Annotated in this window: 27 protein-coding genes; 13 read left to right on the forward strand and 14 right to left on the reverse strand. The window is 62.4% G+C overall.

Features of this window, described 5'->3' with window-relative positions; translation table 11 throughout:
* Nucleotides 1–118: 118 nt before the first annotated feature.
* On the forward strand, nucleotides 119–916 hold the full coding sequence (locus NKJ55_RS20585; RefSeq protein WP_352451460.1) for a helix-turn-helix domain-containing protein: 798 nt from the start codon (nucleotides 119–121) through the stop codon (nucleotides 914–916).
* Nucleotides 891–2426 (forward strand): GNAT family N-acetyltransferase, encoded by a 1536-nt coding sequence (locus NKJ55_RS20590; protein ID WP_352451461.1) that lies wholly within the window; start codon nucleotides 891–893, stop codon nucleotides 2424–2426. The genes NKJ55_RS20585 and NKJ55_RS20590 overlap by 26 nt, the downstream gene beginning before the upstream one ends.
* A 147-nt stretch (nucleotides 2427–2573) precedes the next feature.
* Here the strand turns inward: NKJ55_RS20590 and NKJ55_RS20595 are convergent, their stop codons facing one another.
* Complete coding sequence (locus NKJ55_RS20595; RefSeq protein WP_352451462.1) at nucleotides 2574–2753, reverse strand: hypothetical protein; 180 nt, start codon at nucleotides 2751–2753, stop codon at nucleotides 2574–2576.
* Nucleotides 2754–2888: 135 nt separating this feature from the next.
* Between NKJ55_RS20595 and NKJ55_RS20600 the strand changes: the two genes are divergently transcribed.
* Together NKJ55_RS20600 and NKJ55_RS20605 are read left to right on the forward strand one after the other, a co-directional pair.
* Nucleotides 2889–3149 carry a hypothetical protein gene (locus tag NKJ55_RS20600; protein ID WP_352451463.1) on the forward strand — a complete coding sequence of 87 codons (261 nt, stop codon included), beginning with the start codon at nucleotides 2889–2891 and terminating at the stop codon, nucleotides 3147–3149.
* A gap of 3 nt (nucleotides 3150–3152) precedes the next feature.
* The gene (locus NKJ55_RS20605) at nucleotides 3153–3413 is read left to right on the forward strand and encodes a hypothetical protein (RefSeq protein WP_352451464.1); all 261 of its coding nucleotides are present in this window, start codon (nucleotides 3153–3155) and stop codon (nucleotides 3411–3413) included.
* On the opposite strand, the gene NKJ55_RS20610 is transcribed toward NKJ55_RS20605, so the two are convergent.
* The 8 genes from NKJ55_RS20610 to NKJ55_RS20645 form a co-directional block, all read right to left on the reverse strand.
* On the reverse strand, nucleotides 3410–4114 hold the full coding sequence (locus NKJ55_RS20610) for an SOS response-associated peptidase (protein WP_352451465.1): 705 nt from the start codon (nucleotides 4112–4114) through the stop codon (nucleotides 3410–3412). The two genes, NKJ55_RS20605 and NKJ55_RS20610, sit on opposite strands and share 4 nt — an antisense overlap.
* Nucleotides 4115–4225: 111 nt before the next feature.
* Nucleotides 4226–4444 carry a hypothetical protein gene (locus tag NKJ55_RS20615; RefSeq protein WP_292659780.1) on the reverse strand — a complete coding sequence of 73 codons (219 nt, stop codon included), beginning with the start codon at nucleotides 4442–4444 and terminating at the stop codon, nucleotides 4226–4228.
* 1062 nt (nucleotides 4445–5506) lie between these two features.
* The gene (locus tag NKJ55_RS20620) at nucleotides 5507–7294 is read right to left on the reverse strand and encodes an ABC transporter ATP-binding protein (RefSeq protein WP_502904499.1); all 1788 of its coding nucleotides are present in this window, start codon (nucleotides 7292–7294) and stop codon (nucleotides 5507–5509) included.
* A 9-nt stretch (nucleotides 7295–7303) separates the two neighbouring features.
* Nucleotides 7304–8332 carry a glycosyltransferase family 2 protein gene (locus tag NKJ55_RS20625; protein ID WP_502901433.1) on the reverse strand — a complete coding sequence of 343 codons (1029 nt, stop codon included), beginning with the start codon at nucleotides 8330–8332 and terminating at the stop codon, nucleotides 7304–7306.
* Between the two features lie 6 nt (nucleotides 8333–8338).
* Nucleotides 8339–9445 carry a glycosyltransferase family 2 protein gene (locus NKJ55_RS20630; protein WP_352451466.1) on the reverse strand — a complete coding sequence of 369 codons (1107 nt, stop codon included), beginning with the start codon at nucleotides 9443–9445 and terminating at the stop codon, nucleotides 8339–8341.
* Nucleotides 9446–9447: 2 nt separating this feature from the next.
* Nucleotides 9448–10644, reverse strand: a complete 1197-nt coding sequence (locus NKJ55_RS20635) for an acyltransferase family protein (protein WP_352451467.1) — start codon at nucleotides 10642–10644, stop codon at nucleotides 9448–9450.
* A 58-nt stretch (nucleotides 10645–10702) separates the two neighbouring features.
* Nucleotides 10703–10945 carry a hypothetical protein gene (locus NKJ55_RS20640; RefSeq protein ID WP_352451468.1) on the reverse strand — a complete coding sequence of 81 codons (243 nt, stop codon included), beginning with the start codon at nucleotides 10943–10945 and terminating at the stop codon, nucleotides 10703–10705.
* Between the two features lie 132 nt (nucleotides 10946–11077).
* Nucleotides 11078–12484, reverse strand: coding sequence for an MFS transporter (locus NKJ55_RS20645; protein WP_352451469.1), 1407 nt, complete (start codon nucleotides 12482–12484; stop codon nucleotides 11078–11080).
* Between the two features lie 201 nt (nucleotides 12485–12685).
* Here NKJ55_RS20645 and NKJ55_RS20650 point away from each other — a divergent pair, with 201 nt between their 5' ends.
* Nucleotides 12686–13588 (forward strand): sigma-70 family RNA polymerase sigma factor, encoded by a 903-nt coding sequence (locus NKJ55_RS20650; RefSeq protein WP_352451470.1) that lies wholly within the window; start codon nucleotides 12686–12688, stop codon nucleotides 13586–13588.
* A 97-nt stretch (nucleotides 13589–13685) separates the two neighbouring features.
* On the opposite strand, the gene NKJ55_RS20655 is transcribed toward NKJ55_RS20650, so the two are convergent.
* A complete protein-coding gene (locus tag NKJ55_RS20655; RefSeq protein ID WP_352451471.1) occupies nucleotides 13686–14888 on the reverse strand; it encodes an MFS transporter in 1203 nt (400 codons plus the stop codon).
* A gap of 216 nt (nucleotides 14889–15104) precedes the next feature.
* Here NKJ55_RS20655 and NKJ55_RS20660 point away from each other — a divergent pair, with 216 nt between their 5' ends.
* Complete coding sequence (locus NKJ55_RS20660; protein ID WP_352451472.1) at nucleotides 15105–15533, forward strand: VOC family protein; 429 nt, start codon at nucleotides 15105–15107, stop codon at nucleotides 15531–15533.
* A 92-nt stretch (nucleotides 15534–15625) separates the two neighbouring features.
* Here NKJ55_RS20660 and NKJ55_RS20665 read toward each other — a convergent pair whose 3' ends face one another.
* On the reverse strand, nucleotides 15626–16519 hold the full coding sequence (locus NKJ55_RS20665) for a LysR family transcriptional regulator (protein ID WP_352451473.1): 894 nt from the start codon (nucleotides 16517–16519) through the stop codon (nucleotides 15626–15628).
* 97 nt (nucleotides 16520–16616) lie between these two features.
* Here NKJ55_RS20665 and NKJ55_RS20670 point away from each other — a divergent pair, with 97 nt between their 5' ends.
* Nucleotides 16617–17366 carry an SDR family NAD(P)-dependent oxidoreductase gene (locus tag NKJ55_RS20670; RefSeq protein WP_352451474.1) on the forward strand — a complete coding sequence of 250 codons (750 nt, stop codon included), beginning with the start codon at nucleotides 16617–16619 and terminating at the stop codon, nucleotides 17364–17366.
* A 160-nt stretch (nucleotides 17367–17526) separates the two neighbouring features.
* Nucleotides 17527–17910: a YybH family protein gene (locus NKJ55_RS20675; protein WP_352451475.1), complete on the forward strand. Its 384-nt coding sequence runs from the start codon at nucleotides 17527–17529 to the stop codon at nucleotides 17908–17910.
* A 69-nt stretch (nucleotides 17911–17979) separates the two neighbouring features.
* Here the strand turns inward: NKJ55_RS20675 and NKJ55_RS20680 are convergent, their stop codons facing one another.
* The gene (locus NKJ55_RS20680; RefSeq protein ID WP_126105586.1) at nucleotides 17980–18441 is read right to left on the reverse strand and encodes an Lrp/AsnC family transcriptional regulator; all 462 of its coding nucleotides are present in this window, start codon (nucleotides 18439–18441) and stop codon (nucleotides 17980–17982) included.
* A gap of 155 nt (nucleotides 18442–18596) precedes the next feature.
* Between NKJ55_RS20680 and NKJ55_RS20685 the strand changes: the two genes are divergently transcribed.
* A complete protein-coding gene (locus NKJ55_RS20685) occupies nucleotides 18597–19604 on the forward strand; it encodes an ornithine cyclodeaminase family protein (RefSeq protein WP_352451476.1) in 1008 nt (335 codons plus the stop codon).
* Between the two features lie 80 nt (nucleotides 19605–19684).
* On the opposite strand, the gene NKJ55_RS20690 is transcribed toward NKJ55_RS20685, so the two are convergent.
* Both NKJ55_RS20690 and NKJ55_RS20695 read right to left on the reverse strand, forming a co-directional pair.
* Complete coding sequence (locus NKJ55_RS20690) at nucleotides 19685–20617, reverse strand: dimethylarginine dimethylaminohydrolase family protein (protein WP_352451477.1); 933 nt, start codon at nucleotides 20615–20617, stop codon at nucleotides 19685–19687.
* Nucleotides 20618–20656: 39 nt separating this feature from the next.
* Entirely contained in the window at nucleotides 20657–22249 is a 1593-nt protein-coding gene (locus NKJ55_RS20695; RefSeq protein ID WP_352451505.1) for a zinc-binding metallopeptidase family protein, read from the reverse strand.
* Between the two features lie 75 nt (nucleotides 22250–22324).
* Here NKJ55_RS20695 and NKJ55_RS20700 point away from each other — a divergent pair, with 75 nt between their 5' ends.
* The 4 genes from NKJ55_RS20700 (at nucleotide 22325) to NKJ55_RS20715 (ending at nucleotide 26464) form a co-directional block, all read left to right on the forward strand.
* Complete coding sequence (locus tag NKJ55_RS20700) at nucleotides 22325–23212, forward strand: LysR substrate-binding domain-containing protein (RefSeq protein ID WP_023677271.1); 888 nt, start codon at nucleotides 22325–22327, stop codon at nucleotides 23210–23212.
* A 124-nt stretch (nucleotides 23213–23336) separates the two neighbouring features.
* Nucleotides 23337–24431, forward strand: coding sequence for an ABC transporter ATP-binding protein (locus NKJ55_RS20705; protein ID WP_352451478.1), 1095 nt, complete (start codon nucleotides 23337–23339; stop codon nucleotides 24429–24431).
* 66 nt (nucleotides 24432–24497) lie between these two features.
* Nucleotides 24498–25613, forward strand: a complete 1116-nt coding sequence (locus NKJ55_RS20710; RefSeq protein ID WP_352451479.1) for an ABC transporter substrate-binding protein — start codon at nucleotides 24498–24500, stop codon at nucleotides 25611–25613.
* Between the two features lie 17 nt (nucleotides 25614–25630).
* Nucleotides 25631–26464 (forward strand): ABC transporter permease, encoded by an 834-nt coding sequence (locus NKJ55_RS20715; protein WP_352451480.1) that lies wholly within the window; start codon nucleotides 25631–25633, stop codon nucleotides 26462–26464.
* Nucleotides 26465–26466: the final 2 nt, after the last annotated feature.

The following is a 26466-nucleotide window of genomic DNA, read 5'->3' on the forward strand; positions in this document are numbered from 1 at the left end:
TTTCGACTTGATCCATGTGCATGACCTCAGTCTGGTCAGGCGGGACTATGCCGGCGCGAATGTCTCCGGCGATATACAATAATTCCTTATAGGGAATATACCTGCTATCATTATACCCATGAATCAGAGAGACAATATTGCATCGAAAGATGGCACCTTCGTCGATGCAGTTCGCGTCGGCAGCGGCGAGGCTGGCCGTGTAGTTGGCATATCACTGAAAACCTTGCGGCAGGCTCTCGGACTGACCCAATTGGAGCTTGCACAACGGTTGGGCGTAGGCCAAGCCGCCGTCTCGAAAATCGAACAGCGGGGCGATGTTCAGATTTCTTCCCTTCAACGATATGTCGAAGCATTGGGCGCGCGCTTGCGTATCGATGCTGTCTTCCCAGCTGTGTCCGACGCTCTCGCCGATACCTTGAGAGCATACCAAGATGATCATGACCAATATGTATTGCCGATCTTCGACGATGACCTCAGGTCGCGTCGCGATCTTGTTCTAAGTATTAAACCCGAGTACTCCAAAAAGATTCTGGTCGGCAAGAAAACAGTCGAACTTCGGCGCAGGTTTCCATTAGCTACCCCTCGAGGAACTGTCGCTTATATCTATTCGACGTCGCCAGTGCGCGCGCTTGTTGGCGCCGCTGAAATCCGTGGTATCGAACGGTTGCCGATCAAAACCCTGTGGCAACGCCATGGCAGGTCGGCCTCGATTCGTAAGGCCGATTTCGACTCCTATTTTGGGGGGCTGGATGAAGGCTACGCTCTGACGATGGTGAAGCCACGGCTGTTTTCTCGGCCCCTCGATTTAGCGGAATTGAGGGAGCGATTTGGGTTTAAGGCACCGCAGTCATTTTTGTACGCAAAGCCCAGTCTGCAAAGAGCGCTCCAGAATGAGCCGTCAAACTTATCTAATTGATACTAATGTCATAATTTTTCTAGAAGATAACAGAACGGTCGAACCGGCCTTCGCTGCGTTCACTAGTCTCGCCGCCAAGCATAAAGTGGACATATTTGTCCATGAGGCCGCGCGAGATGATATTGGCCGGGACACTGATGCAAGGCGCCGCCGTATCTCCCTAAGCAAGCTCGACAAGTTCCAGACGCTAGTTAAGGTTCGCGGTCTGACAGCCGCACAGCTTCAAGCCGAATTCGGCTCTTTGCCGCGCCCGAATGACGTGGTCGATGCAACGCTGCTACATGCCCTAGCCATTAGGGCTGCCGACTTTGTTGTTACGCAGGACCGTGGGTTCCATGATCGTGCGCGTCGTCATTCGCCCGAGCTCGGACGTCGAGTACTCTTTGTGGCAGATGCCGTGCAGCTGCTCCGTACAACCTTCGAGCCTGTCGAGGCTCCAGTCCGATATGTCGAAGAGGTTTCAGCCCATTCCATCCCGCTCACTGACACGATTTTCGATAGCCTGCGCGAAGACTATAAAGACTTCGATGCTTGGTGGACCGAGAAATGCGTCAAACAGCACCGTCCATGCTGGATCGTAGACGATGGCGGCGTGGCCGGCATTCTCGTACGGAAAGATGAAATCGGCGCGGATACAGATGCAACCCAAAAAGCTGCGAAGATCCTGAAGATTTGCACGTTCAAAGTCCGGCCGGAGAAACGCGGCTTCAAGATCGGTGAGCTGTTGCTCAAAAAGGCTTTCTGGTTCGCCCAGCGGAATCGTTACAATCTCATCTATGTCACGACCTTTGAGACCCAACCCACTCTGATCGATCTCCTGGAATATTTTGGGTTCCAGCATACCGCAACAAAGGAAGATGAGGAGCGGATCTACGAGAAAATGCTGTCGCCTGCTGCACTCCCACCCGTTCCCAGCCAAAGCAGCTTTGACACACACCGCCTGAACTATCCTCGCTTTGTGGTTACTGAGGAGACCGAGGCCTTCGGGATCCCGATACAAGAAGCCTACCACGACGTTCTTTATCCGGACCTTCGCCAGCTTGTGCAGTTTGAATTGTTCGATCCACAAGGCCGCGGTGGAGGCCCCAAACGACCTGGAAACACCATCCGCAAGGTCTATCTTTGCCGCGCGCCGTCCAACCTGGGTGCCCCTGGGGCACTGCTAATGTTCTACAAGGGAAAATCCGACCTCAAGCCATCACAGGCGATTACGGCAATTGGCATTTTGGAAGATATGAGGCTCGCGGAATCGACCCGCGATCTTTTATTGATGACTGGTGGTCGCTCCGTCTACAGCGAGAAGGACCTTGAGGCTTGGCAGGCGACGCCAACGCGTCCCGTTAAGGTGATTAATTATCTCCTAGCCGCATACATGGAGCCCGCAATCCCGATCGCTCGGCTCAGACAGATGGGAGTCTTTGGTGCCCATCCTCCACAGTCGATCTTTCGGATCACGACAGCAAAGTTACGACAGCTGTTGGCCGGTCGTGATCTCGGATTCACGCCATGACAAACCGACGCGTTGTCATCGCTTTGCGGCTAGTGACGCATCATGCGCAAAACCGGTACAGCTTAAATGGCCTGGCCGGCGGCTAGGATACCGCCTCTTTGATTAGGAGTCATAACGGCGCTTGGGTTCTGGCCCACTCTCCACTCCTCAGCGCACCGCCCGGCGCCGGCCCTCCACCGTATCAAGCCGTTCCTGCAAATGCCCATTCAGCACAATCATCTCCTTGAGCGCCTTCACCGCATCGCCCTGGTGCTGGGCAATGAACTTGTCGGCGATGGCCTGCAGGGCTGCCTCCTGGCGGCTGTCCAGCCTCACGATGTGGTCCATGGCCGTTGCTCCAAACCTCCTTTGCTAAGTGAACAAAACGGGAACAAAAACGTCAAGAGCGAATTGACTCTGCGAGGAATGCCTTCCTATTTGTCAGTAGGCGGGGCGGTTGCTCACAAATCGAGGAGAGCCGCGATGGGCAGACGAAAAAGCCGGTTCGACAGGCTGTCGGCGAGGGATGCGGAGGCGATCATCAGGGACACTTTGAGCCTGCGCCGGACGGTGCTGTCGTCGCAGCTGCATCTGAAGGCGCATGGCGAGCTGTTCTGGCAGCTTTGCGGGTTTGTCGAGAAATTGCACGAGGTGCTGGCCAGCGTCGCGGAGAAGGAGCCCGATTATCGGATGGCGGAGCTTGGCCTGCTTCCGCTGCCCGAGGATTACTCGACCCGGAAATGAGCCATGGCCGGGCCGATGGACAGCGTTGGGCGTGCCGCCAAGGCCAACATGCTGCTCATCGTGGAGTGCGGCCATTGCTACCACGTCGGACGCTTCAGGGCGAATGACGTGGCCCAGGTGGTGGGCTGGAGCAAGCCGCTGGAAGCGATCAGGTTCAGGTGCAAGCGATGCAGCCGCAAGGACACGACGGTGAAGACGCAGTTCATCGACCAGGATCATCCGCCCAAGGGCTACATCTGGGTGCTGCAGAAGTTCAAGCGCTAAAACAACGAGCCTTGCACCGGCGTCTGCTGCGGAAACTTGATCTGCGTCGCCGGCTTATCGACGATCACCAGCGCATCATCGGGCGCCGTGCGCTGCAGGTGCCTTGCCTCGGACCATGGCGCGGTGAGCCAGGCCTCGGTTTCTTCCGGCGTGGTCAGGATCACCGGCATTGCCTTTTCGTGGATCGGCGCGATCAGCGCGTTGGGCTGGGTCGTCATGAAGCCATAGACCTGGTGATCGGCGGGGCCGTCCTTCACCTTGCGAAGGCCATGCCAGCGCGTCCACAGGCCGGCAAAGAAGAACAGCGGGCGGTCCTCGCCGAGTGCAAACCAGTAGTTGCGCTGGATGCCGGTCTCGGGGTCCTTGTCGCCGGGCGTCGGGCTGGGCTCGGCAAAGCTGGTGACGGGCACCACGCAGCGGTTCTCAATGCCGAGATATTGCTGCCAATGGCCGTATTGCGGATTGCGGATATTGGTGGTGCCATAGTCGGCCTTGCCCTTCACCCGCTCCAGTGGCGTCGGCATGCCCCACAGCAGATTGGCCAATTCGCGTTCGCCGTCCGGCGTGTTGCGCACCACAGGGCCGGGCTGGTTGGGATAGATATCGATGGAGGGTTCGAGATTGCCGAGGATGTCGCGCAAGGCGCGGGTCCACTGGCGGATGGCCTCCTGGCTGGTCGTGATGTTGTAGAGATTGCACATTTCAGGCCGTTCCCGGATGCTCAGGCATCTTGTTGGAAACGGCCTGGAATTTCCAGCGCTGTGCGTCGGGTTGCTGACACGGCAGGCCGTGTCAGCAATGGTTTGTGAGACCTACCGCGCCGATTGTCTCATAGCTTGTGCGGCGACTGCCGCGAGAAAAGCCCTCGCCGCGGCATCGCAGGCCGCTCGAGACGGGCCTTTGGCGAAAAGAAGAAGCTCGGCGGCTCGAATGTTGAGCCCGTGCTTCCTTGCGAATGTGGCTAGATCGTAAGGCTTGTTGTCGTAAGGTTCGTCGTCGTAGTCGATCGTCAGATCGTAGTTTTCTTTCATTTTCTTCCTCCCTTTAGCGATCTCCCCCCTCCTGTCGCTAACGCAAAATTAACGTCGATGGCGGCGGGCGAGTCCACCAATCAGAGATTGTGTAAAAAACGTACGAGCTCCCATGCTCGCCCTCGCAACGGGCCTGCGAGCAATCGCCGCGGACCGGACCGGTCGAAAGTGCCGATTATGATGGCAATGTTGGAAAGGCTGCCACGGCCTGGTGCTACGGGGTGTCCGCGACGCCTAGCGTGCCTAAATAGCCGGCATTTTCATCTTCCAGGCCCCGGTCCGCAGCCGGCCTCGTTGGGTCCGGCTAAAGGATAAATCCGGCTAATAACACCGTAAGGAGTAGTGACAGCGGAACGGCCGCAAGACACCAGATCTCCAACGTGTTGTTTTGCAGCGGGTCCATCATCAGCCTCACTTTTTGGTTTGTCATTGTGACACTAACGGTTGATCGGAGGTAGCGGTTCCAAGCGACGCCGTTCATAGAGCGCTGCCTGTGCTGCATATTAGCAACAGCTTGACGACCGCTGCGTACCGCTTGGACAACTTCACTGGCGCCGGTGGATGCGTATTCCCTCGGCATCAGTCGTGCGGGGATCGATCGCCGCCCATGATCAGCGCCGAGCCGGTCATGCCCCGGAACCCAATGGCTGCATCTATCTCCGGCCGAAGTTTCGCTACCACCGAACCGATCCGATGTTCACTCCAGCCAGCGATGCGCGTTTACAGGGACCTAAGTCTGACCTGCCTGCGCAATGGTCTTGTGTAGGGCCGGCGTCGGGAACAACTGCGCACGTCTTCAGTTGATGGCGTCACCTCCTCGAGGAGACATCGGCGCAGAATCAGTCCCTTCATGCGCTGATTAGGGTCCGCCTGCCATTGCTGGATTTGGCAGGCGGACCCTTGGTTCTGTACGCTCCAGATGGAAAGCGGGTAAGCTCGGGATCACTCATCATCCCAGAAATCCCGTAGAGACGTATGGCGGAGGTCTTCCTCGCCCCTGAGATGCTTGACCTGAATTGACATCCGAGACGACCTCCCAGCGCGCACGCAGCGGGGTCGCCCTCAGCCTTCCAGCGCCTCGTGCTGGTAAAGCTCGTCCATGCTGAGCGTCGCAAGTGCGGCGAACGGCGCCTGCTTTTTCACGCGGCCGTGGCTCAGGATCACGACGTCGTCGCAGAACGAGATGGTGCTGCGATGATGGCTGATGACAATGGTGGTGCGGCGGCCGGCGCGCGACTTGAGCGTCTCGACGATTGCCGCTTCCGACAGGCCGTCCACCGCATTGGTGGCTTCGTCGAGGATGAGGATGTCGGGATCGCGCACCAGGGCCCTGGCCAGCGCGATCCGCTGCCGCTGTCCCGCCGAGAGATTGACGCCACGATAGCCGACGACCGTCCAATAACCCTGCGGCAGTTGCTCGATGAAGTCATGCGCTTCGGCCAGCCTTGCGGCGCGCTCGGCGTCGTTGGCCGAGGCGGTGTCCTGGCCATAGATTATGTTGTCGAAAATCGTGCCGTCGACCAGCTCCAGCTCCTGGCTGGCAAGCGCGATATGTTTTCGCCATTGGCCGGGGTCAATATGGTCCAGAGGCGATCCATCAACGAGAATCCTGCCGCTATCCGGTTCGACGAAGCGGCACACAAGATTGACGATCGTCGTCTTACCGGCGCCCGACCGGCCGATCAGCGCGGTCGAGCGGCCGCTGCGGAGGTCGAAGCTCGCCGCATGCAGCACCACCGCGCGCTGTTCCGAACCAGAATAGGTAAAGGTGACGTCCTCGAACTTGATGCCTTGGCTGAGCCCAGGGAACGCTGCGCTGCCTTGCGGCGGCGCGGGCTTGCCGGATGGGTCCAGCATCCACGTCACCTCTTCAAGCGATCCGCTCAGGCCTTGCAGCTGGCTCCAGGCCATTTGCAGCGACCGCATATAGGGCTGCAGCCTGTAGAGCAGGATGACGAAGGCGACGATCAGCGGGAAGGAAACATTGGCGAACCAGGCGACGATCACCACCGCCAGGAACAGCATGGCGTGCAGAACCTCGGTCAGCGGCGGCAAAGCTCCCTGACGCGTCAAAAGCACGAACGCCGCCCGGCGCACCGCATCCGATGCCTGGTCGAATGCCGCCTTCTCGCGTTGCTCCTGGCCAAAAATGCGGATCAGCCGCCCGGCATGCACCAGATGCAGCATCTGCGATGCGAGCTGGCTGTTGCGGGAGGCGACGCTGCGGCTCGGCGCCTTCAGATTGGCCGACAGCATGGCGTGCGCGACCTGGACGAGGGCCAGCCCCAGCGTGACCAGCAGCGTCATTTGCCACGACAGAAGCAGCAGGAAGGCCAATAGGATGATTGCGGCCGATGCATTGACGATTGCCCCCAACGTGATCTGGATGGCATCCGAGGCCCGCCAGGATTCGTTGGAGATGATGTTGAGCAGCCGTCCGGGGCTTTGCTGCAGGAAGAACGGGTAGCCCACCCGCAGCAGCCGCTCCGACAGCGCGCTGCGGATCGAATGGCTTGCCTTGCCATAGATAAAGGTGGTCAGCAGCGTGTTGGCAAAGGCGAACAGATTCTTCAGCACGATCGAGCCGAGAATGGCGACCGAAATGACGATCAGCCGGTCGCGCTCGCTCAAGCTCGATCCGACATGCTGGAAGACGGCGGAGAAGCCAGCCATGCCGGTCTGCCCCTGTTGCCCCATGATTATGTTCAGCAACGGGATAATCAGGCCGATGCCGAAGCCTTCAAGCGCGGCGCTGAGCAGCCCGAGCACCACCACGGCCGGAAGCAGGCGCAACTGCTTTCTCCCCAGCGCGCGGCGCAGCATCGGCAGGCTGGGCGGCATCAGTCGCATGATGGCCGATCACCTTGCCTCGGCATTTGCCTGTTGCTCCTGTCGCATTTGCGCCGGCTGCGGCGATTTCGCCAGCAAAAGCACCGCGAACTTGGCCGCGCCGAGCAAATTCATGCCGACGATCGGCCAGTGCGACAGCTTGAGTTCACGGTCGAACAGAGGGCCTTTCACCAGTTCGCGCAAGGCCGCCCTCATCGACCAGTAGCAATGGCGAAGCAGCCACGGCGCGTGGCGGATATGTTTCAGGCAAAGCCCGCCATTGCCCATGCTGTAGTCGCGGTGCAGCTTCTCGATGGCCTTGCGGTCGCGCCGGCCGTGATGGTGATAGATAGTCATGTCGGGCACGTATTCGACCGGGATCCCAAGTAGCACCGCCCGCACTAGATAGTCCGTATCCTCTGCGGAGCGCAGCGGGCCGCCGGCGCCGAACCGTTCGTCGAAACGGCCGATGCGGGTGGCAACATCGCGGTGCATCGTCATGTTGCAGCCAAGCACGAAGCCGCCGGGATGGACGTCTGGGGTAAGCCGCGCGCGCACCGGCGACCGCTTTATGGTGAACGGCAGGTCGCGGGGGTCGCCGATCTCGACCCGCCCACCGCGGATGACCCGTTCGCCGGCCGCATAGTGCCGCTGCAGATCGCGCAAATAATCCTTGTGGACAGCGCAATCATCGTCGACGAAGACCAGCACGCGGCCCCGCGCGCGCTCCAGCCCGGCGTTGCGCGCGGCCGCCAATCCGGGTCGCGGCTCGCGAATGGCCGTGAACGGAATGTCAGAAAGTTCGGCTATGCCGGCCAGCCGCTCTGCTGTGCAGTCGGTCGAGCCATTGTCGACAACCACCAGTTCGGCAGAGAAGGCGGCGTAGGCGCGGCACGCGGCCTGGATCGACTTTATGCAAGGCTCGAGCACGTTGACGCGGTCGCGTGTGCAGACAATGAAGCTGACCTCCGGTGCCGGCCCGTGCTGCGGCCGGGGCGACATGGCCGCCGGCACCGTCGAGCGGCCGCGCTGCTGGAGCTGATGGGATTTGACGAACATGCGCTGCTAGCTCAACTGGTTCGAAGGCAAAACCGCCGCGGCCGGCACGGACTGCAGATACCGCGACAAGGCATCCACCTGCCTGGTGACCGACATCGAGGCGAGACTGAAGCGCGGCGCGAAGGCACCGGTGCGAAACACGTACTGCTCGCGCCGCCGGATGAGTTTCCATTTCGCCGTCCGCGTCAGGAATTCGTGCATCAGCAGCGGCTGCCTTTCCCCCGATATCAGCTGGTAGAGGAAATAGAACAGGTTCAGCGTGCCGGCCTGGTAGCTCGGCCTCGTCTCGGCCGGCAGTGCGGAAATCCTTTCTTCCAGCGCAAGGATCCATTCGGCGGCACGGCGAACCGTGTCCATCGACAGGACCTCACCGATGTCGCGGAGGTCCTGCGTCTCTTGTGCGAGCCCTTCGCGCTCGAGGTTCTCGGCGACGATCTTCAAATGGGTCCTGCGCATTTCGCGCTTGTGCCTGTTGGTCACGCTGTCGTCATGGATACGATAGGCGATCAGGCTTTCGGGGATCATGGCCGCCGGGTAGCGGTCGGTCAGCCGCCTGAACAGGTCGAAATCCTCGGCATGCTTGTATCTGGTATCGTAATATAGAACATCTTCTTCTATGACCTTCCTGTTGTAGACGACCGTGGAATGCATGAAGATCGTGAAGAACATCGACAGTATTCGCAGGATATTGTCCTGGAATATCGGATCGGGCGAACCCCTGACGATGCGGTTGCCGAGCAAGGTATCGAAACCCGCGCCGCATAGAGCCAGGTCAGGCTGCTGGTTGAACAGCGCGACCTGCCGCGACAGGCGCTGGGGATAGGCGATGTCGTCGGCGTCCATCCTGGCGACCAGATCGCCGCGCGCCACGGCCAGGCCTTCGTTCAAAGTTGCGATCAGGCCACGGTTTTCGCGTGAGATGATCGAGATGCGATTGTCGGCCTGGCGGTATTTCTGCAGGATCTGCAGCGAGTTGTCGGTCGAGCCGTCATCGATGGCGATGACCTCCAGACGCTCGTAATCCTGGCGCAGGACGCTGCCCAGCGCAGCGGCGAGATAAGGTCCCGCATTGTAGATCGGCAGCAGAACGGAAACCAAGGGAGCAGCAGCCATGATCAGCTCCGATCGGTTCGGTGCAGCTTGCGCGGCAAGGGTGACGTGCCACCATCAAGCGGCCTGCCCGGATATGCTCCCGCCGCGAGCCATCCGGCATTGCCCACGTCCATGCCTGCCGGGATGGCGCCGCGGCCTTTTCCAGCAACATAGGGGAAGTGGCGCTTGAGGCTGTTGAGCGGCTTTTCGAAAAGCAGCCACGAAACCGAAGCCAGCATGAGCGTCGCAGTTCCCGCGACCAGGAACCGCCCCGGCCCTTGCTCCGAGACGTTGAGCGGGATCCAGGGCTGGGACTTAACGACCAACGCCAGCACTATCGGATGGTAGAGATAGACGCCGTAGCTGATGCAGCCAAGGCCAAGCAGCGGCGGCAGTTCGAGAAGTTTTCCGATATAGCCGCCAACCCCTGTCGAACAGCTTGCAACGATGACCACCAGCGGTACGAGAGGCAGTATCTGCAACAGCAGCCAGAGGCCCCATTCCTGCACCGGATTTGCCGGCGCCGGCGCAAACCACTGCAGAACGAAAAACGCCACCGCGAGCCCCGGCCAGCCATTTCGAAGCCATTGCGGCAAGCCGGCTGTTCTTGACCGGTAGGCGGCGAGCAGCGCGCCTGACGCCAGTGCATCCATCGACGCCGGCGGCAGCAGGTCGCGCGCCAAACCAGGCGTTCCAGCGATCGGCCAATAAAACCGATAGGCCAGCGACAGCACGATAACGCCGATGCAGATCGCTTCGAGGCGCTGGCGCGGCGCCAGCAGGACGATCAGCGGCCAGGCGATATAGAACTGCTCCTCGATGCTCAGGCTCCAGAAATGGCAGAGCAGCCAGGGCGTCCATTCATTCTGCGCCGCGTACCAGAAATTCGACAGATAGAACGCATGCCAGGCCAGCGATCCTCTGGACTGCTCCAGGTCCACCAGCCAGACGAAACCCAGCACGGCGAAATAAGGCGGGAATATCCGCAGCGCCCGCCTGATATAGAAGGATTTCAGCGCCGGTCCGGTTTCGAATTCGGCGGTCGAGCGGGCTTCGAGCAGCAGGCGGGTGATCAGAAAGCCGCTCAGCACGAAGAACAGACGCACGCCGATATGGCCCCAGAACGAGGACCCTCCAGCCGCGAAGAAATGGGAATACAGCACCATCGTCACGGCGATGGCCCTCAGCGCGTCCAATTGGGTGTCGCGCGCATTTCCCATTAGTGACGTACGCCGGCGGGACGGCGAAACTGCCAATCGGTCAATATAGCGGCTTCGTTCACGGCGCATTCCAATCGGAGGCGCCCCCCTTGCGCAGAATAGGACCACCATTGTGCAACGCAACACAAAAAGTTGACACATTTGAAACAGGAACGTGAGGCACGGCTAATAAAAGCCAAAAAACAGCAGGAACCAGCCCGAATTGTCCATTTTTGACGATTTTCTCGCACTGCCTTGGCCCGCCGATATCGGCGGCAGGGTGCTGCGATGCAGCATGTTCGCCGCCATCACGGGCGCGCAAGATCTGGGTCTGGACACAGATGCCCCCCACAGGACCGGCCGGCAACCGACGCTCGGCGACCTTTTTGCTGCGCTGGCGCGGCTGCTGTTAACGCGACAACAGTGGAGCAAGCGCGAGCTTCCCACTCCCGAGTTACGCCTCCTTGTTGGCATTCGCGAGCGCCACTGTGCGACGCTCCGGGAGCCCCATTCCGACGAGCGCACCGGCGAGCGAGAGCAGAGCGGAGACGTCGATTGCCGAGGTGAAGCCATCGCTGAACGCGTCGGTGGACGAGAAGCTTCCAGTGCCGGCGAACACCGCACCGGCGATCGCGATCCCGGATACGCCACCAAGGAAGCGGAATGTGTTGAACGTGCCGGCAGCCTTGCCGACCTCCGGCCGGGCGACCGCATTGAGAACCGCGTTCTGCGCGGCAGGCATGGCCATCGACACGCCGGCACCGGTAATGATCAGTGGGGCGACTAGCTGGATATAGGGCAGATCAGGTGCGGCGATCTGCGCCAGCCAGGCCATTCCAGCCGCTTGCAGGATCAGTCCGGCCACCACAAGCCAGCGCTCGCCGACGCGGTTGATCAGGCTGCCGGAGATCGGTGCGACCACGAAAAGCGTCGCGGTCCAGGGCAGCAATCCCATGCCGGCGCCGAACGGCCCACGGCTCTGGGCAAACTGCAGAAACTGCGGCAACAGGAATACGAGGCCGTACATGGCGGCGCAAAGCAGGAAGTTCGCCCCTACGCCCGAGGAGAACGCGTGCGCCCGAAAGAACCGCAAAGGCAGCATGGGCTCACGGGTACGCAGCTGCCAAAGGACGAACACGATGGCGAAAAGCAGCCCGGCCGTCAGCGCCGTCAGCACTTCAGAGCTGCTCCAGCCCACGATGTTGCCGCGCATGAGGCCCCAGACCACTCCGAATGCCGCCGCAGTTACCAGCACGACGCCGAGGACATCGATAACCGTGCCCGGCCCGTGACTCTCCGGAATCCGACGCAGCACCAGCGGGATGAGAACGATGCCGACCGGGACATTGAGCCAGAAGATCCAGTGCCAGGAGAGGCCTTCGGAAATCGCACCGCCCGCCATCGGGCCGATGATCAGGGCCAGGCCGGTGATGCTGCTGAAGATACCCAGCGCCTTGCCTCGTTCCTCCGGAGGAAAAGCGACGCTCAGCAGCGCCATTGCCAGCGGCATGACCATTGCGGCACCTGCGCCCTGGACCGCACGGGCCGCAATCAGCAATCCGGCATTGCCAGCGAGCGCGCAGGCAACCGACGCTGCGACGAACAGCGCCAACCCGGCAACGAGCGTACGGCGGCGGCCGAACCGGTCACCGAGCGCAGCCCCGGTCATGAGCAGGACGGCAAAACTCAAATTATAGGCGTTCATCGTCCATTGCAGCGTCTCCAGCGAGGCATCGAGCTCGACCCGCATCGTGCTCAATGCCGTCGCCACAACCATCGCATCGAGAACGACCATCAAGGAGCCTATCGACGTGAGGGCGAGAACCCAGACCTTCGTTGATCCCGCACTTTGCTTGCTCATGACTATGGCGCCTCCGGCTTGAACAAAGGGCCCGCCAGGTTACGGGCCCGTGATCCAGAGACGCGTAGGAACCATCAAAGGATTCCAGCAAGAGAAAGTTTTTTCGACCGAATCCTTTTGCCATCGTCGAGCGTCTATAAGACGCTGCGCCCGATGACGGGCGCCTGCCTGGGAGATACGCATGAAATTGATCCTTGTGCGATGACCGGATCCGCAACCGGCACCCCAGAAGGACGGGAGCCATTTGATCGGCTGCTCGGCGAATTGCGGCCGAAACTGCACCGCTATTGTGCCCGCATGACCGGTTCGGTGATCGATGCCGAGGATGTCGTCCAGGAAGCTACGGTCAAGGCCCTTGAGGCGTTCCCCGGGACCGGGCCGATAGCCAATGTCGAGGGCTGGCTGTTTCGCATCGCGCACAATGCAGCGCTCGACCACCTGCGCCGTCGCGCCAGGGTGGATGCCGCGCATGCCGTCGAGGATATCGACACGATACCTGACCCCGGCATATCGGCCGAGGGTCGGCACACTGCAGCCGCAAGCCTGCAGACCTTCATGCGCCTGCCCGCGGCGCAGCGCAGCAGCGTCATCCTCATGGATGTGCTCGGCTATACGATCGAAGAGATCGGCAACATTATCGACAGCAGCGTTCCGGCGGTGAAAGCCGCACTGCATCGCGGCCGTTTGCGCCTGCGCGAAGTCTCCGGCGAGCCTGACGATCGGCCTGTGCCGGTGTTGGCCGAGCCCGAGCGGGCGCGTCTGGCAGCCTACGTGGAGCGGTTCAACGCCCGCGACTTCGATGCGATCCGCGACATGCTGGCCGAGGACGTCCGGCTTGACCTCGTCAACCGGCTCCGGGCGAGTGGCCGCACGAAAGTGGGCCGGTACTTCCATAATTACGCGGGTATCCACGATTGGCGGCTGCTTCCAGGCCTGGTGGATCGGCACCCAGCCATTCTTGTGATTGATCCGGACGACTCGGCCGGAGGGCTAAAATACTTTATCCTGCTGGAATGGGCCGGCGACAGATTGGCGAGAATTCGCGATTTCCGCTATGCGCGCTACACGCTTGACGGCGCCGAGGTGGTGCCTCTGCGGGCGTAGCAATTCGCGTTTCATAATGCCGAACAAACACTGCCAGCTATTTTTGGATCGCGGCCGCTTGCCATCCAAGCGGCCGCCCTTTTCCGCCGATCCTGCTTTAAGCCGGTTGCAACTCCCTGCGCGGCAGCGGCGGGAAGGCGATCGCAATCGCCATCGCGCCAAGCCCGACAAGGGCCGAGCCGATGAACAGCCAAGAATAGCTGGCATAGGCATCGAACACCATGCCGCCGGCGAGCGGGCCGAAAGCCATGCCGAGGCTGGACAGCATGGTTACGGCACCGAACACCGTACCGAGGATGCGCTGGCCGAAATATTCGCGCGCCAGCACCGCATAGAGCGGCATGACGCCGCCATAGGTGGCGCCGAAGATGACGGCGAGCGTGTAGAATTGACCAAGCTCGCTGACCGCAAGATAGGCTGCGATGACCACGGCCTGTATGGCCAGCCCGGTGATCAGCACCGGCTTGACGCCCAGCCGATCGGCAAGCACGCCGTAAAGCAGCCGGCCACCCAGCCCTGCCAGGCCCTCGATACTGTAGATGCTGACCGCCGCCATCGGCGCTATGCCGCACAGCATCGCATAGCTCACCATGTGGAAGATCGGCCCGGAATGCGCCGCGCAGCAGGCAAAGAAGGTCAGTCCCAACACGATGAATTGCGGCGAGCGCAGCGCCTGCGGAACCGTCATGCCGGCACCCTCGGCCGCAACGCTTGGGGCAGCGCCGTCGGCAGCTGGCTTGGGCGGCTGGCGCACCAGAAGCGCGGCCGGCAGTAGCAGCACCCACGCGGTTATGCCGATGTCGAACATCGCGGTGCGCCAGTCGTAGGCCGAAATCAGCCAGCGGGCGAAGGGCGAGATGGTCATCGGCGCCACGCCCATGCCGGCCGAGACCAGCGAGACGGCGAGGCTGCGGTTCGTGTCGAACCAGGCGGAGGTGAGCGCGATCATCGGCGCGAAGAAGGCGCTTGCCGCGAGGCCGACGAGCACGCCATAGGCCAACTGGAAAACGAGCAGCGAACCGGTGCGGCTGGCCAGGACCAGCGCCAGGCCAAGCAGCACGGCGCCGGTCATGACGACGATGCGGGCGCCAAAGCGGTCGTAAATGGCGCCCCAGGCGAAGCCGCCGAGGCCCATTACCAGGAAGTTCAGCGTCATCGCACTCGATATGCCGGCGCGCGACCATTGTGTGTCGAGCGCCATCGGTTCGAGAAAGATCGCCAGCGAGAACATCGCCCCGAGGGCGACACAGGTCATCAGCGCGCCAGCCGCGACGATAACCCAACGATAGGGAAGGCTCATTTCACTTTTCTCCCATGCCGGAAGCGTTGGTACAGCACGACTTTTTCGAGCTTCGCCGAGCCGCTTGCGTCCGAAGGACGTCGGACATGTCTTGAATCCGACAATCCGGTTGCATTTTTTATCCAGTCAGCGCGATGGCGCCATTCCACGGCTTTCTGGATTGACCGCGCACCATTCGAAGCTAGATTTCCAACCGGCGATCAGGAGCTGTCAAGCATGGCAAATCAGGAACTTCATCGCGGCCGTCTCATCGACCACCTCCAGCTGGTGGTCAGGGATATTGCGGCCAGCCGTCGTTTCTACGAGGCGGTTCTCAACGTGCTCGGCATACCGATCGGTGGCGCCGGCAATGATTATTTCTGGGCCGACGAGCTGTTCATTTCCAGCCCCGACAGCCCGGCGGCCCTGGGAAAGCTGACCGGCCGCCATCACCTGGCCTTCCAGGCAAATGACCGCGCCATGGTCGACGCATTCTACAGGGCCGGCCTCGACGGCGGCGGCACCGACAATGGCGCGCCCGGCGAACGATCCTACCATCCCGGCTATTACGCCGCCTTCCTGCTCGACCCCGACGGCAACAACATCGAGGCCGTCCACCACGGCGCGGCCAACTGCAGCGCCGATTCAGTGAAGATCACGTTCTAGCTTCGGGTAAGGGTGGTTCGCTTGCGCAAACGGCCGGCACGGTTGGTCTCTGCCAAAAGCTGGGTGTTTGCGTCATAGACCATGCGTCTGCCCTATCGCGTCAGCGCAGCCATTTGGCCTGCAAGGAAATCGACGAACAGCCGCGCCCGGACCGGCAGCTGTCGCCCGTACGCATGGACTATGTGCACCGGCATGGTCGGCATCGCCACCTCGGGCAGGATGCGGACCAGGCGACCCGTGTCGAGATCGTCCTGCACGGCAAACCGCATCAGATGCGCGATGCCGGCGCCGGCAAGTGCGGCATTGCGGATGGCGCCGCCGTCATCGGTATCGAGCCGCCCATCCGGCACGATCATCGTACCGTCGGCAAACGTGACCGGATAAGGCCGGCCAGCCATCTGGTGGCGGACGAATTCATGGTCCCGTAAATCCTCGACCGATGCCGGACGGCCGCGCCGCTCGACATAGGCCGGTGAGGCCACCAGCATGATCGGCAGATTGGCGATCTTGCGCGCGACGAGCCCGGTGTCTGAGAGCGGCCCCATGCGCACCGCAACGTCATAGCCTTCGCGGATCAGATCGGCGTGACGGTCGGTGACGCTGAGCTCCAGTTTGACTGCGCCGTGCTGCGCAAGGAACGCTTGCGCCCATGGCGCGATCAGGCCACGCCCAAGCTCGACCGGCGCTGTAACGCGCAGCAGGCCGCGCGCCGTATCGGCCATCTGGACGATGTCTTCGGCATCGTCCAGCGCCCTGAGCAGCGGCGCCACGCGCTCGTAGTAGGCGAGGCCTTCGCTGGTGAGCCCGAGCCGGCGCGTCGAGCGCTGGATCAGCCTGACGCCGAGCCGACGCTCGAGCCGCGCCACGCTTTTCGACACTGCCGACGGGCTGGAGCCGACCAGCCGGCTGGCGGCATGGAACGAGCCGGCATCGACTGTGCGGACGAAGGCGACGAGACCGGCGGTCTTTTCGAGGATGGTGGTCATTCCGGAATTCCAGGCACGAAAGAACGGATTGTGGGCACCATAATACGCGTTTCGATCATGATTAAATACCGCTCATCGTCAACAAAGGAGAGATTTGATGAGCAAGCTGAACGGCAAGGTCGCCATCGTCACCGGCGCCTCCAAGGGTATCGGTGCCGCCATCGCCAAGAGTCTTGCCACGGCCGGCGCCGCAGTGGTCGTCAACTACGCCTCGTCACGGGAAGGCGCCGACCGCGTCGTCGCCGAGATAGAGGACCGTGGCGGCCGTGCCGTCGCCGTCCAGGGCGACGTGTCGCAAGCGGCTGATGTGCGCCGCCTGTTCGAGGAGGCGAAATTGGAGTTTGGCGGGCTCGACATACTGGTCAACAATGCCGGAGTCTTCGCATTCGAGCCGCTGGAAGCGGTTACCGAGGCCGAGTTTCACCGCGAGTTCGACACCAATGTGTTGGGCATCATTCTGACCACGCAAGCAGCAGTGAAGCATTTTGGCGCGGGCGGCGGCAGCATCATCAACATAAGCTCGGTCGCCAGCCGCAATCCGCAACCGAACTCGCTCGTCTACGCCGCGACCAAAGGTGCGGTGGACACGATCACGCTGTCGATGTCGCGGGAGCTCGGCGAACGCAACATCCGCGTCAACGCCATCGCGCCCGGCGGCATCGATACCGAGGGCCTCGCGCGCATCGGCATCGTCGGCAGCGAATTCGAGAAGCAGATTATAGCCATGACGCCGCTCGGTCGCTTCGGCCTGCCCGACGACGTCGCCCGCGTCGCGGTGTTCCTCGCGTCCGACGAAGCGTCCTGGCTGACCGGCGAGCGCATCACCGCCTCCGGTGGCTGGCGATAGGCATAGAGGGCGCGGACCGCCGTTTCACGGACCATGCCCCACGCAGCGCGACGTCGATAAAACACTGCAATCGATGACGGGTGCGATCCAAGCCCTATGTAGCAGCGAGGGAGGAGCGCCGTGCGCCATCGATGACGGCGAGAAGCCAGGGAGATAACGGATGACGGACGACGAAAGGGCAATCCGAAAGCTGGTCGAGACGTGGATGGATGCGAGCAAGCGTGGAGACATCGCGACCGTCCTCAGCTTGATGACGGACGACGCGATCTTCATGGTTCCCGGCCGGGAACCCTTCGACAAGGAGATCTTCGCGGCAGCCGCGCGGGAGACGGCCGGCGTTCATATCGACGGCACGAGCGATATCGTGGAACTACAGCTTCTCGGCAATTGGGCCTTCATCCGCAGCCGCATCAATATGACCGCGACCCCGCCGAATGGCGAGCCGGTCCATCGATCGGGATATGCGCTGACGCTCCTGCGCAAGGAGGCGGATGGTGAGTGGCGGCTCGCGCGCGACGCAAACCTGCTGACCGTGCAAGGCTAGAGCCGGTCTCCGGCATCTCTGCACCTGGGCGAAGATGCGATGCAGGTCGCTCTGATCCTCCTCCACTGATCACACCGGCAAGAGGGCGTTCGGCTTGACATCGGCGATGGAGGCGAAAGTGTGCGTTTCGCGCACGCCGGGCAGCGGCAGGATGACCCGCTGCAGGAAATCCTGGAACACCGCCATATCGGCGATCCGCGCCTTGACCAGATAATCGAAACCGCCAACCACCATATGGCACTCCAGAACCTCCGGAGCTTTCGCCACGGCTTCGGCGAAGCGGTCAAAGACATGCGGCGCCGTGTGGTCAAGCCGGACCTCGATGAACACCAGTGTTCCCCGGCCGACCTTGCGCGGATCAAGCACGGCCCTGACCGCGGTGATGAACCCGTCGCGGAACAGGCGCTTAACCCGCTGGCTGGTTCCGGTCGGAGACAGCCCGACACGCCCGGCAAGATCAAGCGTCGTCCGGCGTCCGTCTTCCTGGAGCAACCGGAGCAGGCTGCGGTCTATCTGGTCGAGGTCGCTCATTTCACAATCCACGCTATCTGAGGGATTTGCGTGTTGATTTCACGCAGAGATGCCGAAATCGACGTATTTCATAACATAAAACCTCGCAATAGCCTGCGCTTCCCTCACCGCTGAAAGCAAACGTGGTGAGCCGATTTCGAACACAGGAGTGCAGGATGACCAAGGAAGCGTTCAGCCCAGCCGGCAGGAGTGCGGCGGAAATCAGCAAGGGAGCGACCGAGATCCTGGTGCTGAGCGAAGCCGACGTGATGGAATGCATCGACCTCAGTCAGCTTCTCGATGTTCTGGAAGACGGCTTCAAGGCGCTGTCACAAGGCAAGGTCGTCAATCCACCCCGACCACAACTCGACATCCCCGGGGCCGGCTACAGCCTCGCCATGCCGGCCTGGATGGAGGGCATGAACCTGACCGTCAAGATCGTCAACGTCTTCGAAGGCAACCTGGCCAAGAACCTGCCCAGCCACCTCGCCACCATCAGCCTGTTCGATCCGCTGTCCGGCCTGCCGGTCTGTATCATGGACGGCACCTTCATAACCGCGGTGCGGACCTCCGGCTCCGCCGTGCTGTCGGTGCGCGCGCTTGCGCGCCGGGATGCCAGGATAGCGACCGTGGTGGGCGCCGGCGTGCAGGCCAACCAGCACCTGCATCTGTTGCCGCTGGTGCGCGACTTTGCCGAAATCCGTGTCGCTTCAAAGAGTTTCGACGATGCGGCAGCGCTTGCCCGGCTGCATCCGTCGGTGGTGGCGGTCGCCGACCTCGAGGCAGCAGTGCGCAGTTCCGACGTGGTGTGCCTGGCGACCCACTCCTACCAGCCGGTGATCGACGCAGGCTGGGTCCAGCCAGGCACGCATGTCTCGTCGGTCGGGGTGGCGCCGCCCGGCGGTGAAATGCCGATCGAGCTCATCGGCAGATCCAGTCTTTTTGTCGAAACCAGGGATGCATTCAAACCGACCCCGGTCGGATCTTGCGAGCTTGCCGGCTTCGACCCGGATTTCGGCATCGAGCTTGGCGCCATGCTGCTCGACCGCGCGCCGGGCCGCGTTTCGGATCAAGAGATCACCACCTACAAGGCGATGGGCATTGCGATGGAAGACATGGTCGCTGCCGACCTCGTCTATCGTTGCGCCCGGCGTCTGCGCAAGGGAAAGCTCATCGTGCTGTAGGCGCGCGCCGCGCGCCAGGCGGGATCGACGGTGCTGACAATGGCGCTTTCGCACAAGCGGCCGGGCTAAAGGCCGGCCCCTCAGGCCGGCTCGCGCTTCAGCGCCTGCGCCATGCAGTGAATGCCGCCGCCGGTCTTCGAGATCTCGCTCATGTCGATGGCCGCCACCTCGAAGCCGCGCGCCTTGAGCTGACCGATCAGCGTCTGGCTCGAGGTCGGCGCGATGACCCGGTCCTTGCCCAGCGACATGAAGTTGCAGCCGAGCGCCATCGTGTCCGGGAACGGCACGTCGATGATCTCGTGGCCCTTGCCCTTCAGCCAGTCGACGATGCCCGGCTCCGTGCAGGCGAGGCAGACAGCGGTCAGTTTTTCAGCGATCGGCACCACCATCAGGTCGATATGGACATAATATTCGTCGATGAAGGCGATCCGGGTCTCCCAGCCCTCCTTGTCGAACCAGGCCTGCACCTGGCGCGCGCCCTCCTCCTGCGTGCGGGCGCCGCCGCAGCCGATCAGCACCATGCCGTCCTCGATGACGTTGAAGTCGCCGCCTTCGAAGGTGCCGGCGGTGACCATGTCGTAGATCGGAATGCCGAGCCTCTCATAGGTGCGGATCGCCGCGTAGTTCTCGCCGCGCCGCCACCATTGCGACATGGCGGTGATGATGGCGCCGTACGGCGTCATGACGCTGGAATCGCGCGAATAGACCTGCATCGGCAGCTCCGGCGTTGGCTCGTGCCAGTGGGTGTTGACGCCGAAATGCTCATAGGCGGCGACCAGGTCCTTGTGCTGCCCCTGCGCGATCTGGACGTTGCACGGCGCCTCCCGCAGATGTTTGCGCGACAGCGAACTGGTCGAGAGATGACGCAGGAAATTCGGCGAGCCGAGCAGCACGTCGGTCAGCACGTCGGTCTCGTTGGCGAAGCCCCAGGCGGTCAGCGGCTTGGTTCCGCCGGCCGGGTTGCGGCGCTGCAGCGAAAACGGCTCGGTGACGATGCGGTCATGGACGGTCATGGGGTTTCTCCTCGTGAAGGGCGGCTTGGTTGATGTTGATCATGCGGCTTGGTTGCTTGGTATCCACCAATCCCGTCCGCGCGGGGTGGTGATGTATTCCGGCCAGCGAAATCCGATTGGCGGATCGTAGTCGCAGAGCGGCGCGATCCAGTTCGAGCCACCGATGCCGCCGCCGGTGCGGGTGACGAATTCATCCATCGCAGCGTCGCGCGCAGCCTCGTCTTCCAACAGGCGAAGTGCTGCCAGCGCGGCCGTCTTTGCGGCGCAGATGACCATCGGGTCGATGGTGGCAGAAATGCCGCCCAGCGCATTCATCGCCCAGGACGGAAACGCGTGGCCGTTCTCGGATCGCAGCGCCGGCCGGGCGACGTAGAATCGTGCCGTCGGTGTATGCCACGACATGTCGGTGTAATCGTCGGAGGTGGAATTGAGCTGCGATGGCGGCAAGTCACGGCGCAGGATCGCCTCGGCATCCTGCGGTGCAATCAGCCGCTCCAGTTCGTCGATGAATGGTTCCTCGGTCGCCTCGCCCCCGGCATTGACCTGGACTTCGCGGGCGATCGCCTTGGCCGTCTCGTCCCAGCACGGGGGCCAGACCGCCGCCAGCGCGTCGAAGGCAATGCCGGCCATGACGTGATTGGCCAGCCCCGGCCGCGACTTCGACACCCAGTGCCGCTCATGGCGGCAGCCGCTCATCCTGGCTGCGGCTTCCGCATTGCGGTCGAGCACGGCGGTGACCTGCTCGGCCATGGCAAGCGTCGGCACGCGGATCATGTACTGGATCTCGGCCAGCCCGGCCGGCAGATTGTCGGCGGTCGCCTGGCCCGCCGTCAGGATCGCCTCGCTGATCGACCAGCCGCCCTGGTGCGGCAGCATGGAATCGCGTAGCGCCTTGGAGGCCATGTACATCATCATCAGCGCGTCGTTGGCGCCGGGCGCCCTGACCGCCGAATGCGCCTGCGGGATGGGCGCTGCGTCGCCTGCCGCCCTCGCCCAATGTTCCGGCTCGTCGCAGATGAAACGGTAGATCATCGCATAGGCCGCACCGCAATGCGTGTCCCAGCGCGCCGTGTTGCACAGCGGCAGCATATAAAAAGGATGGAAGGAGACCATGCCCGCCAGCCCATCGTAATAGCCCTTCGCGGCATGGATCGGCTTCGATCCCCTCACCTTCTCCGCCGGCTCGCCGGTGAAGCGCAGCGTGCCTGATATGCCGTGACGCTGCATCGCCGCCTTGGTCGCCAGCAGCCCGCCGAGGCTGGCAATACCGAGGCCGGAATGCGGATCGGTGTGGCCGCCGGCCTGTTCGCCCAGCCCCGGGCGCGGTCGCTTCACCGTCGCCGCATCCTGGCAATTGCCAGGCACCGCGTCGTACTCGGCATACATGCCGATGGTCGGGCCGGTCCCGTTGGTCCAGTGGGCGCAGAAGGCGGTCGGCATGCCGCCCGATCCTTCCTCGACCGAAAATCCTTCGTGTTTCAGATGCTCGACATACCAGGCGGCCGACTGGTATTCGCGCCAGGCGGTCTCGCCGAAATCGAAGATCGTCCGCGTCCACGCCGATAGCGACGGCTGGATGTCGTCCAGACAGGCAAGTGCGGTCGCTTGCGCGGAGGTCACCGGTTGCTCCATGGCGGAAAGAAAGCAGTGAAGCGCCCCGCCAAAAAGTGATATGTTTTCCCGGCTCATGCAAATTCGGTTCACCTCTTGAGAATTCCCTCGACGCAGGCGCTGCGCGCCCTCGACAGTTTTGCCCGCCACGGCAGCGTCTGGCGCGCCGCTGACGAACTGCATCTGACCCGCAGTGCCGTCAGTCATCAGTTGCGCCTGCTCGAACGCGATCTCGGCTTCGATCTGCTCGAACGTATCGGCAAGGGCGTGGCGCTGACGCCACGAGGCCAACGCTATGCCAGCGACGTGCGCAAGGCGCTGACGGTGCTGGGCGACGCGGTGACACGCCATGCCGGCACCGGCATCGGCGGCTCGTTCAGCGTCAGTTGTACGCCGGGTTTCGCCTCGCTGTTCCTGTGCACCCATATCGGCGAGTTCCGGCAGATGTACCCCGATGTCGCGCTGCGCATCCTGACGCCGCGCCGTCTCGACGACGTGAGCAATGCCGAGGCCGATGCCTTCATCGCCTTCGGCGTCGGCAATTGGCCGAACCGCGCGGTCGAGCTGTTGTGCGGGATCTCCTTTACGCCGCTGTGCAGCCCGACGCTGCTCAACAAGATCGGCGGCTTCTCCAAGCCGGCCGACGTGCTGCGCGCCAATCTCCTGCATCTCGGCGATACCGAGGACTGGGCGCGCTGGCTGGCGCTGTCCAAGGTCGAGAACCCCGACCCGGAAGGCGGCATCTTCTTTTCCGACATGAACCTGGTTTTTTCGGCGGCGATCGCCGGCCAGGGCATCGCCATGGGCGACGAGCTGACCAGCGGCCGGGCACTGAGCGAAGGCCGGCTGGTCCGCCCCTTCGACATAGCGATCAACTCCCCGCGCTCGTATTTTCTGGTTTCCGAGCACGCCAAGGCGGCGCATCCGGTGCTGGAGGCGTTTGGGCGGTGGCTGAGGTCGAAGCTGTCGGAGAACCAGCGTTAATCTCCCCCCTTGAGGGGGAGATTGGCGCATAGATGAATCAAATTTGCCGATCAGGCGAAAACTATTCGGTTGCGGTGAGCCGCCGCCCTGCCTACGATTTCGGCTACGCTAAGGAAAGGGCAGGATGCAGCAACCCGGCCGGGCCGCAGAGATCAAGGCAATCGGGATCGGCAAGAGCTTCGGCTCGTTCCGTGCGCTGGACGATCTGACGCTCGATATCGGCCGTGGCGAGTTCCTCACCCTGCTCGGCCCCTCCGGTTCCGGCAAGACCACCTTCCTGATGATCCTTGCCGGCTTCATTCAGCCGACCGACGGTCGCCTTTACAGCGACGGCGTCGACATCACCGAGCGGCCGGCCGAGCAGCGTGCCGCCGGCATGGTGTTCCAGGGCTATGCGCTGTTCCCGCATATGAGCGTCGAGGCCAACATCGCTTTTCCGCTCAAGGTGCGAAAGAAACCGGCGGCCGAGATCAAACGCCGCGTCGGCGAAATGATCGAGCGCGTCGGGCTCAAGGGTCACGAAAAGAAACTGCCGTCGCAATTGTCAGGTGGCCAGCAGCAGCGGGTCGCACTGGCGCGGGCGCTGGTGTTCGAGCCGGGCGTACTTTTGCTCGATGAGCCGTTTTCGGCACTCGACAAGAGCCTGCGCGGCCAGATGCAGGCCGAGATGAAGCGGTTGCACCAGGAGACCGGCACCACCTTCGTCTTCGTCACCCATGACCAGAGCGAGGCGCTGGCGTTGTCATCTCGCGTCGCCATCTTCAACCATGGCAAATTGCTGCAGGTCGGCGCGCCGGACGAGGTCTACGACCGGCCGGACAACCGCTTCGTCGCCGAGTTCCTGGGCGAGATCAACATGCTGCCGCTGAAGGGCGTGCGCCCGGCCGACAATGGCTCGACGGGCCTCTGCGAAGACCGCGCGATCAGCATGCGCTGCAGGGCCGAGAAGGTCCATGGCGATGCCATCCTGGCGATCCGGCCGGAATACATGTCGATCGCCCGCGAAGCCGCGGCAGGCGAGAACGGCATTGCCGCGACTGCCGTCGCCTCGACCTATCTCGGCGCTGCAACGCGGCTCGATCTGACGACGCGCCAAGGCGCCAAGGTGACGGTCTCGGTGCCGAACGAGGTCGCCGCCTCTGCCCTCAGCAAGGGCAATTCCGTCTGGCTGACCTGGCCCGCGGAGAAAGGCTTCCTCCTTCCGGATGGAGAGCAATGACGATCGGCGTGGCGAATTCGCCAAGCTGACATTCAGGAAATACCAACGACAAAAAGGGGAACTGACATGACAAACCAAACCAAGAAAAATTCCATCGAGGCGCTATCCGCCAGGGCAGTGCGCGGCGAGATCTCGCGCCGGCAGTTCACGCAGCTGGCCGCAGTGGTGCTGGCCGGCACGCCGATGCTACTGCGCTCGACCGGCGCCTTTGCCGCGGCGAAGGAACTGGTGCTGGTCAACTGGGGCGGCGACGCCATCACCGCCTATGACGCCGCTTACGGCCAGGCCTTCACCAAGGAGACCGGCATCACCGTCAAGATGGACGGCTCCGGCCCGACCGAAGGCGCGATCGCGGCGCAGTTCAAGAGCGGCGCGCCGACCTGGGATCTGGTCGACGTTGATCCGTTCTCGGCCATCACTCTCGGCGCCCAAGGCATACTCGAGCCGATCGACTATGCGGTCGTCGACAAGAAGAAGATGCGGCCGGGATTCGGCTGGGAGTACGCTGCCTCGACCTATTTCTTCTCCTACGTCATCGCCTACGATGCCGAGAAATACGGCAGCCAGGCACCGACCGGCATGGCCGACTTCTTCGACGTGGCAAAATTCCCCGGCAAGCGTTCGCTCTACAAATGGGGCGTGTCGAGCTGGGAAGCGGCACTGCTCGCCGACGGCGTCGCGCCGGCCTCGCTCTACCCGCTCGACCTCAAGCGCGCGCATGACAAGATCGCAGCCTTCAAGGAAAACGTCGTCGCCTATTGGGGTGGCGGCGCCGAAAGCCAGAGCGTGCTGCTCAATGGCGAGGCCTCGATGGCGATCGTCTGGTCGACCCGGGCTTCGCTCATCGAGCAGGACAGCGGCGGCAAGATCAAGTTCATCTGGGACCAGGGCCTGATCTCGCCCGGCGCGCTCGCCGTGCTCAAGGGCAATCCCGGCGGCAAGGACGCGGCGATGAAGTTCATCGCCAGCACCCAGGACCCGGAGAAGGAACTCATCATGTTCGACAAGCTCGGCCAGGGTCCGGCCAACCCGGCCACCGATGCGCTGATCCCCGCCGACAAGAAGCGCATCAACCCGGTCGATCCCGAGAACATGAAAAAGCAGATTCCGCTCGACATGGATTGGTACGCCAAGAACTACGGGGCAGCACTCGACGAATACACGAAGATCATCTCCGCCTGACAAGCCGGGATAACCGGATGAGAGCATACCTCTCCGACAGGATGGGCGCGGCGCTGTTGATGGCGCCGCTGCTCCTCTTTCTTGTGCTGGCCTACGCCTGGCCATTCCTTGGCGTGGTCAAATGGAGTTTTACGCTGCCCACGCCGGGGCTGGGGCAGTACAATGCGCTGCTCACGGATCAGTTGGTGCAGTCGGTCTTCATCCGCACGCTGCGCATCGCCGCGATCGTGACGATCGTTTCGGTTGTCGCCGCCTACGTCATCACCGTTGTCTGGGTACGCGGCACGCCGGTGCAGCGCGTCGTGGCCGAGTTCTGCATCCTGGTGCCGTTCTGGATCTCGGTGCTGACGCGCGCCTTCGGCTGGGTGGCGCTTTTGTCCAATCGCGGCCTGATCAACACCTGGCTGCAGGCGGTCGGCTTCATCTCAGAGCCGCTGGCGCTGGTGCGCAACGAGTTCGGCGTTATCGTCGGGATGACGCATTTCCTCATTCCCTTCGCCGTGTTTCCGCTGGCCTCATCGATGCGCAGCCTCGACGACCGTGTGCTGCTGGCGGCGCGCGGCCTCGGCTCCAGCCGTATGCGCACCTTTTGGTCGGTATTCGTGCCGATGACCAGCTCCGGCATCATCGGCTCGGCGCTGATCGTCTTCGTCTTTTCGCTCGGCTTCTTCGTCACGCCGGCGATCCTCGGCGGCGGCCGCAGCGTGATGATCGCCGAGCTGATCTATCTCCGCATCTTCCAGAGCCCGGACTGGGGCCTGGGTGCGGCGATCAGCGTGGTGCTGGTGCTGTTCGTCGGCGCGCTGATGGCGCTGCTTTTCCGCTATATCAGACCCAAGCAATTGGTGTAGCG

Origin of the sequence: Mesorhizobium sp. M0106, from assembly GCF_040322715.1 — a bacterium.
Classification (GTDB): Bacteria; Pseudomonadota; Alphaproteobacteria; order Rhizobiales; family Rhizobiaceae; genus Mesorhizobium.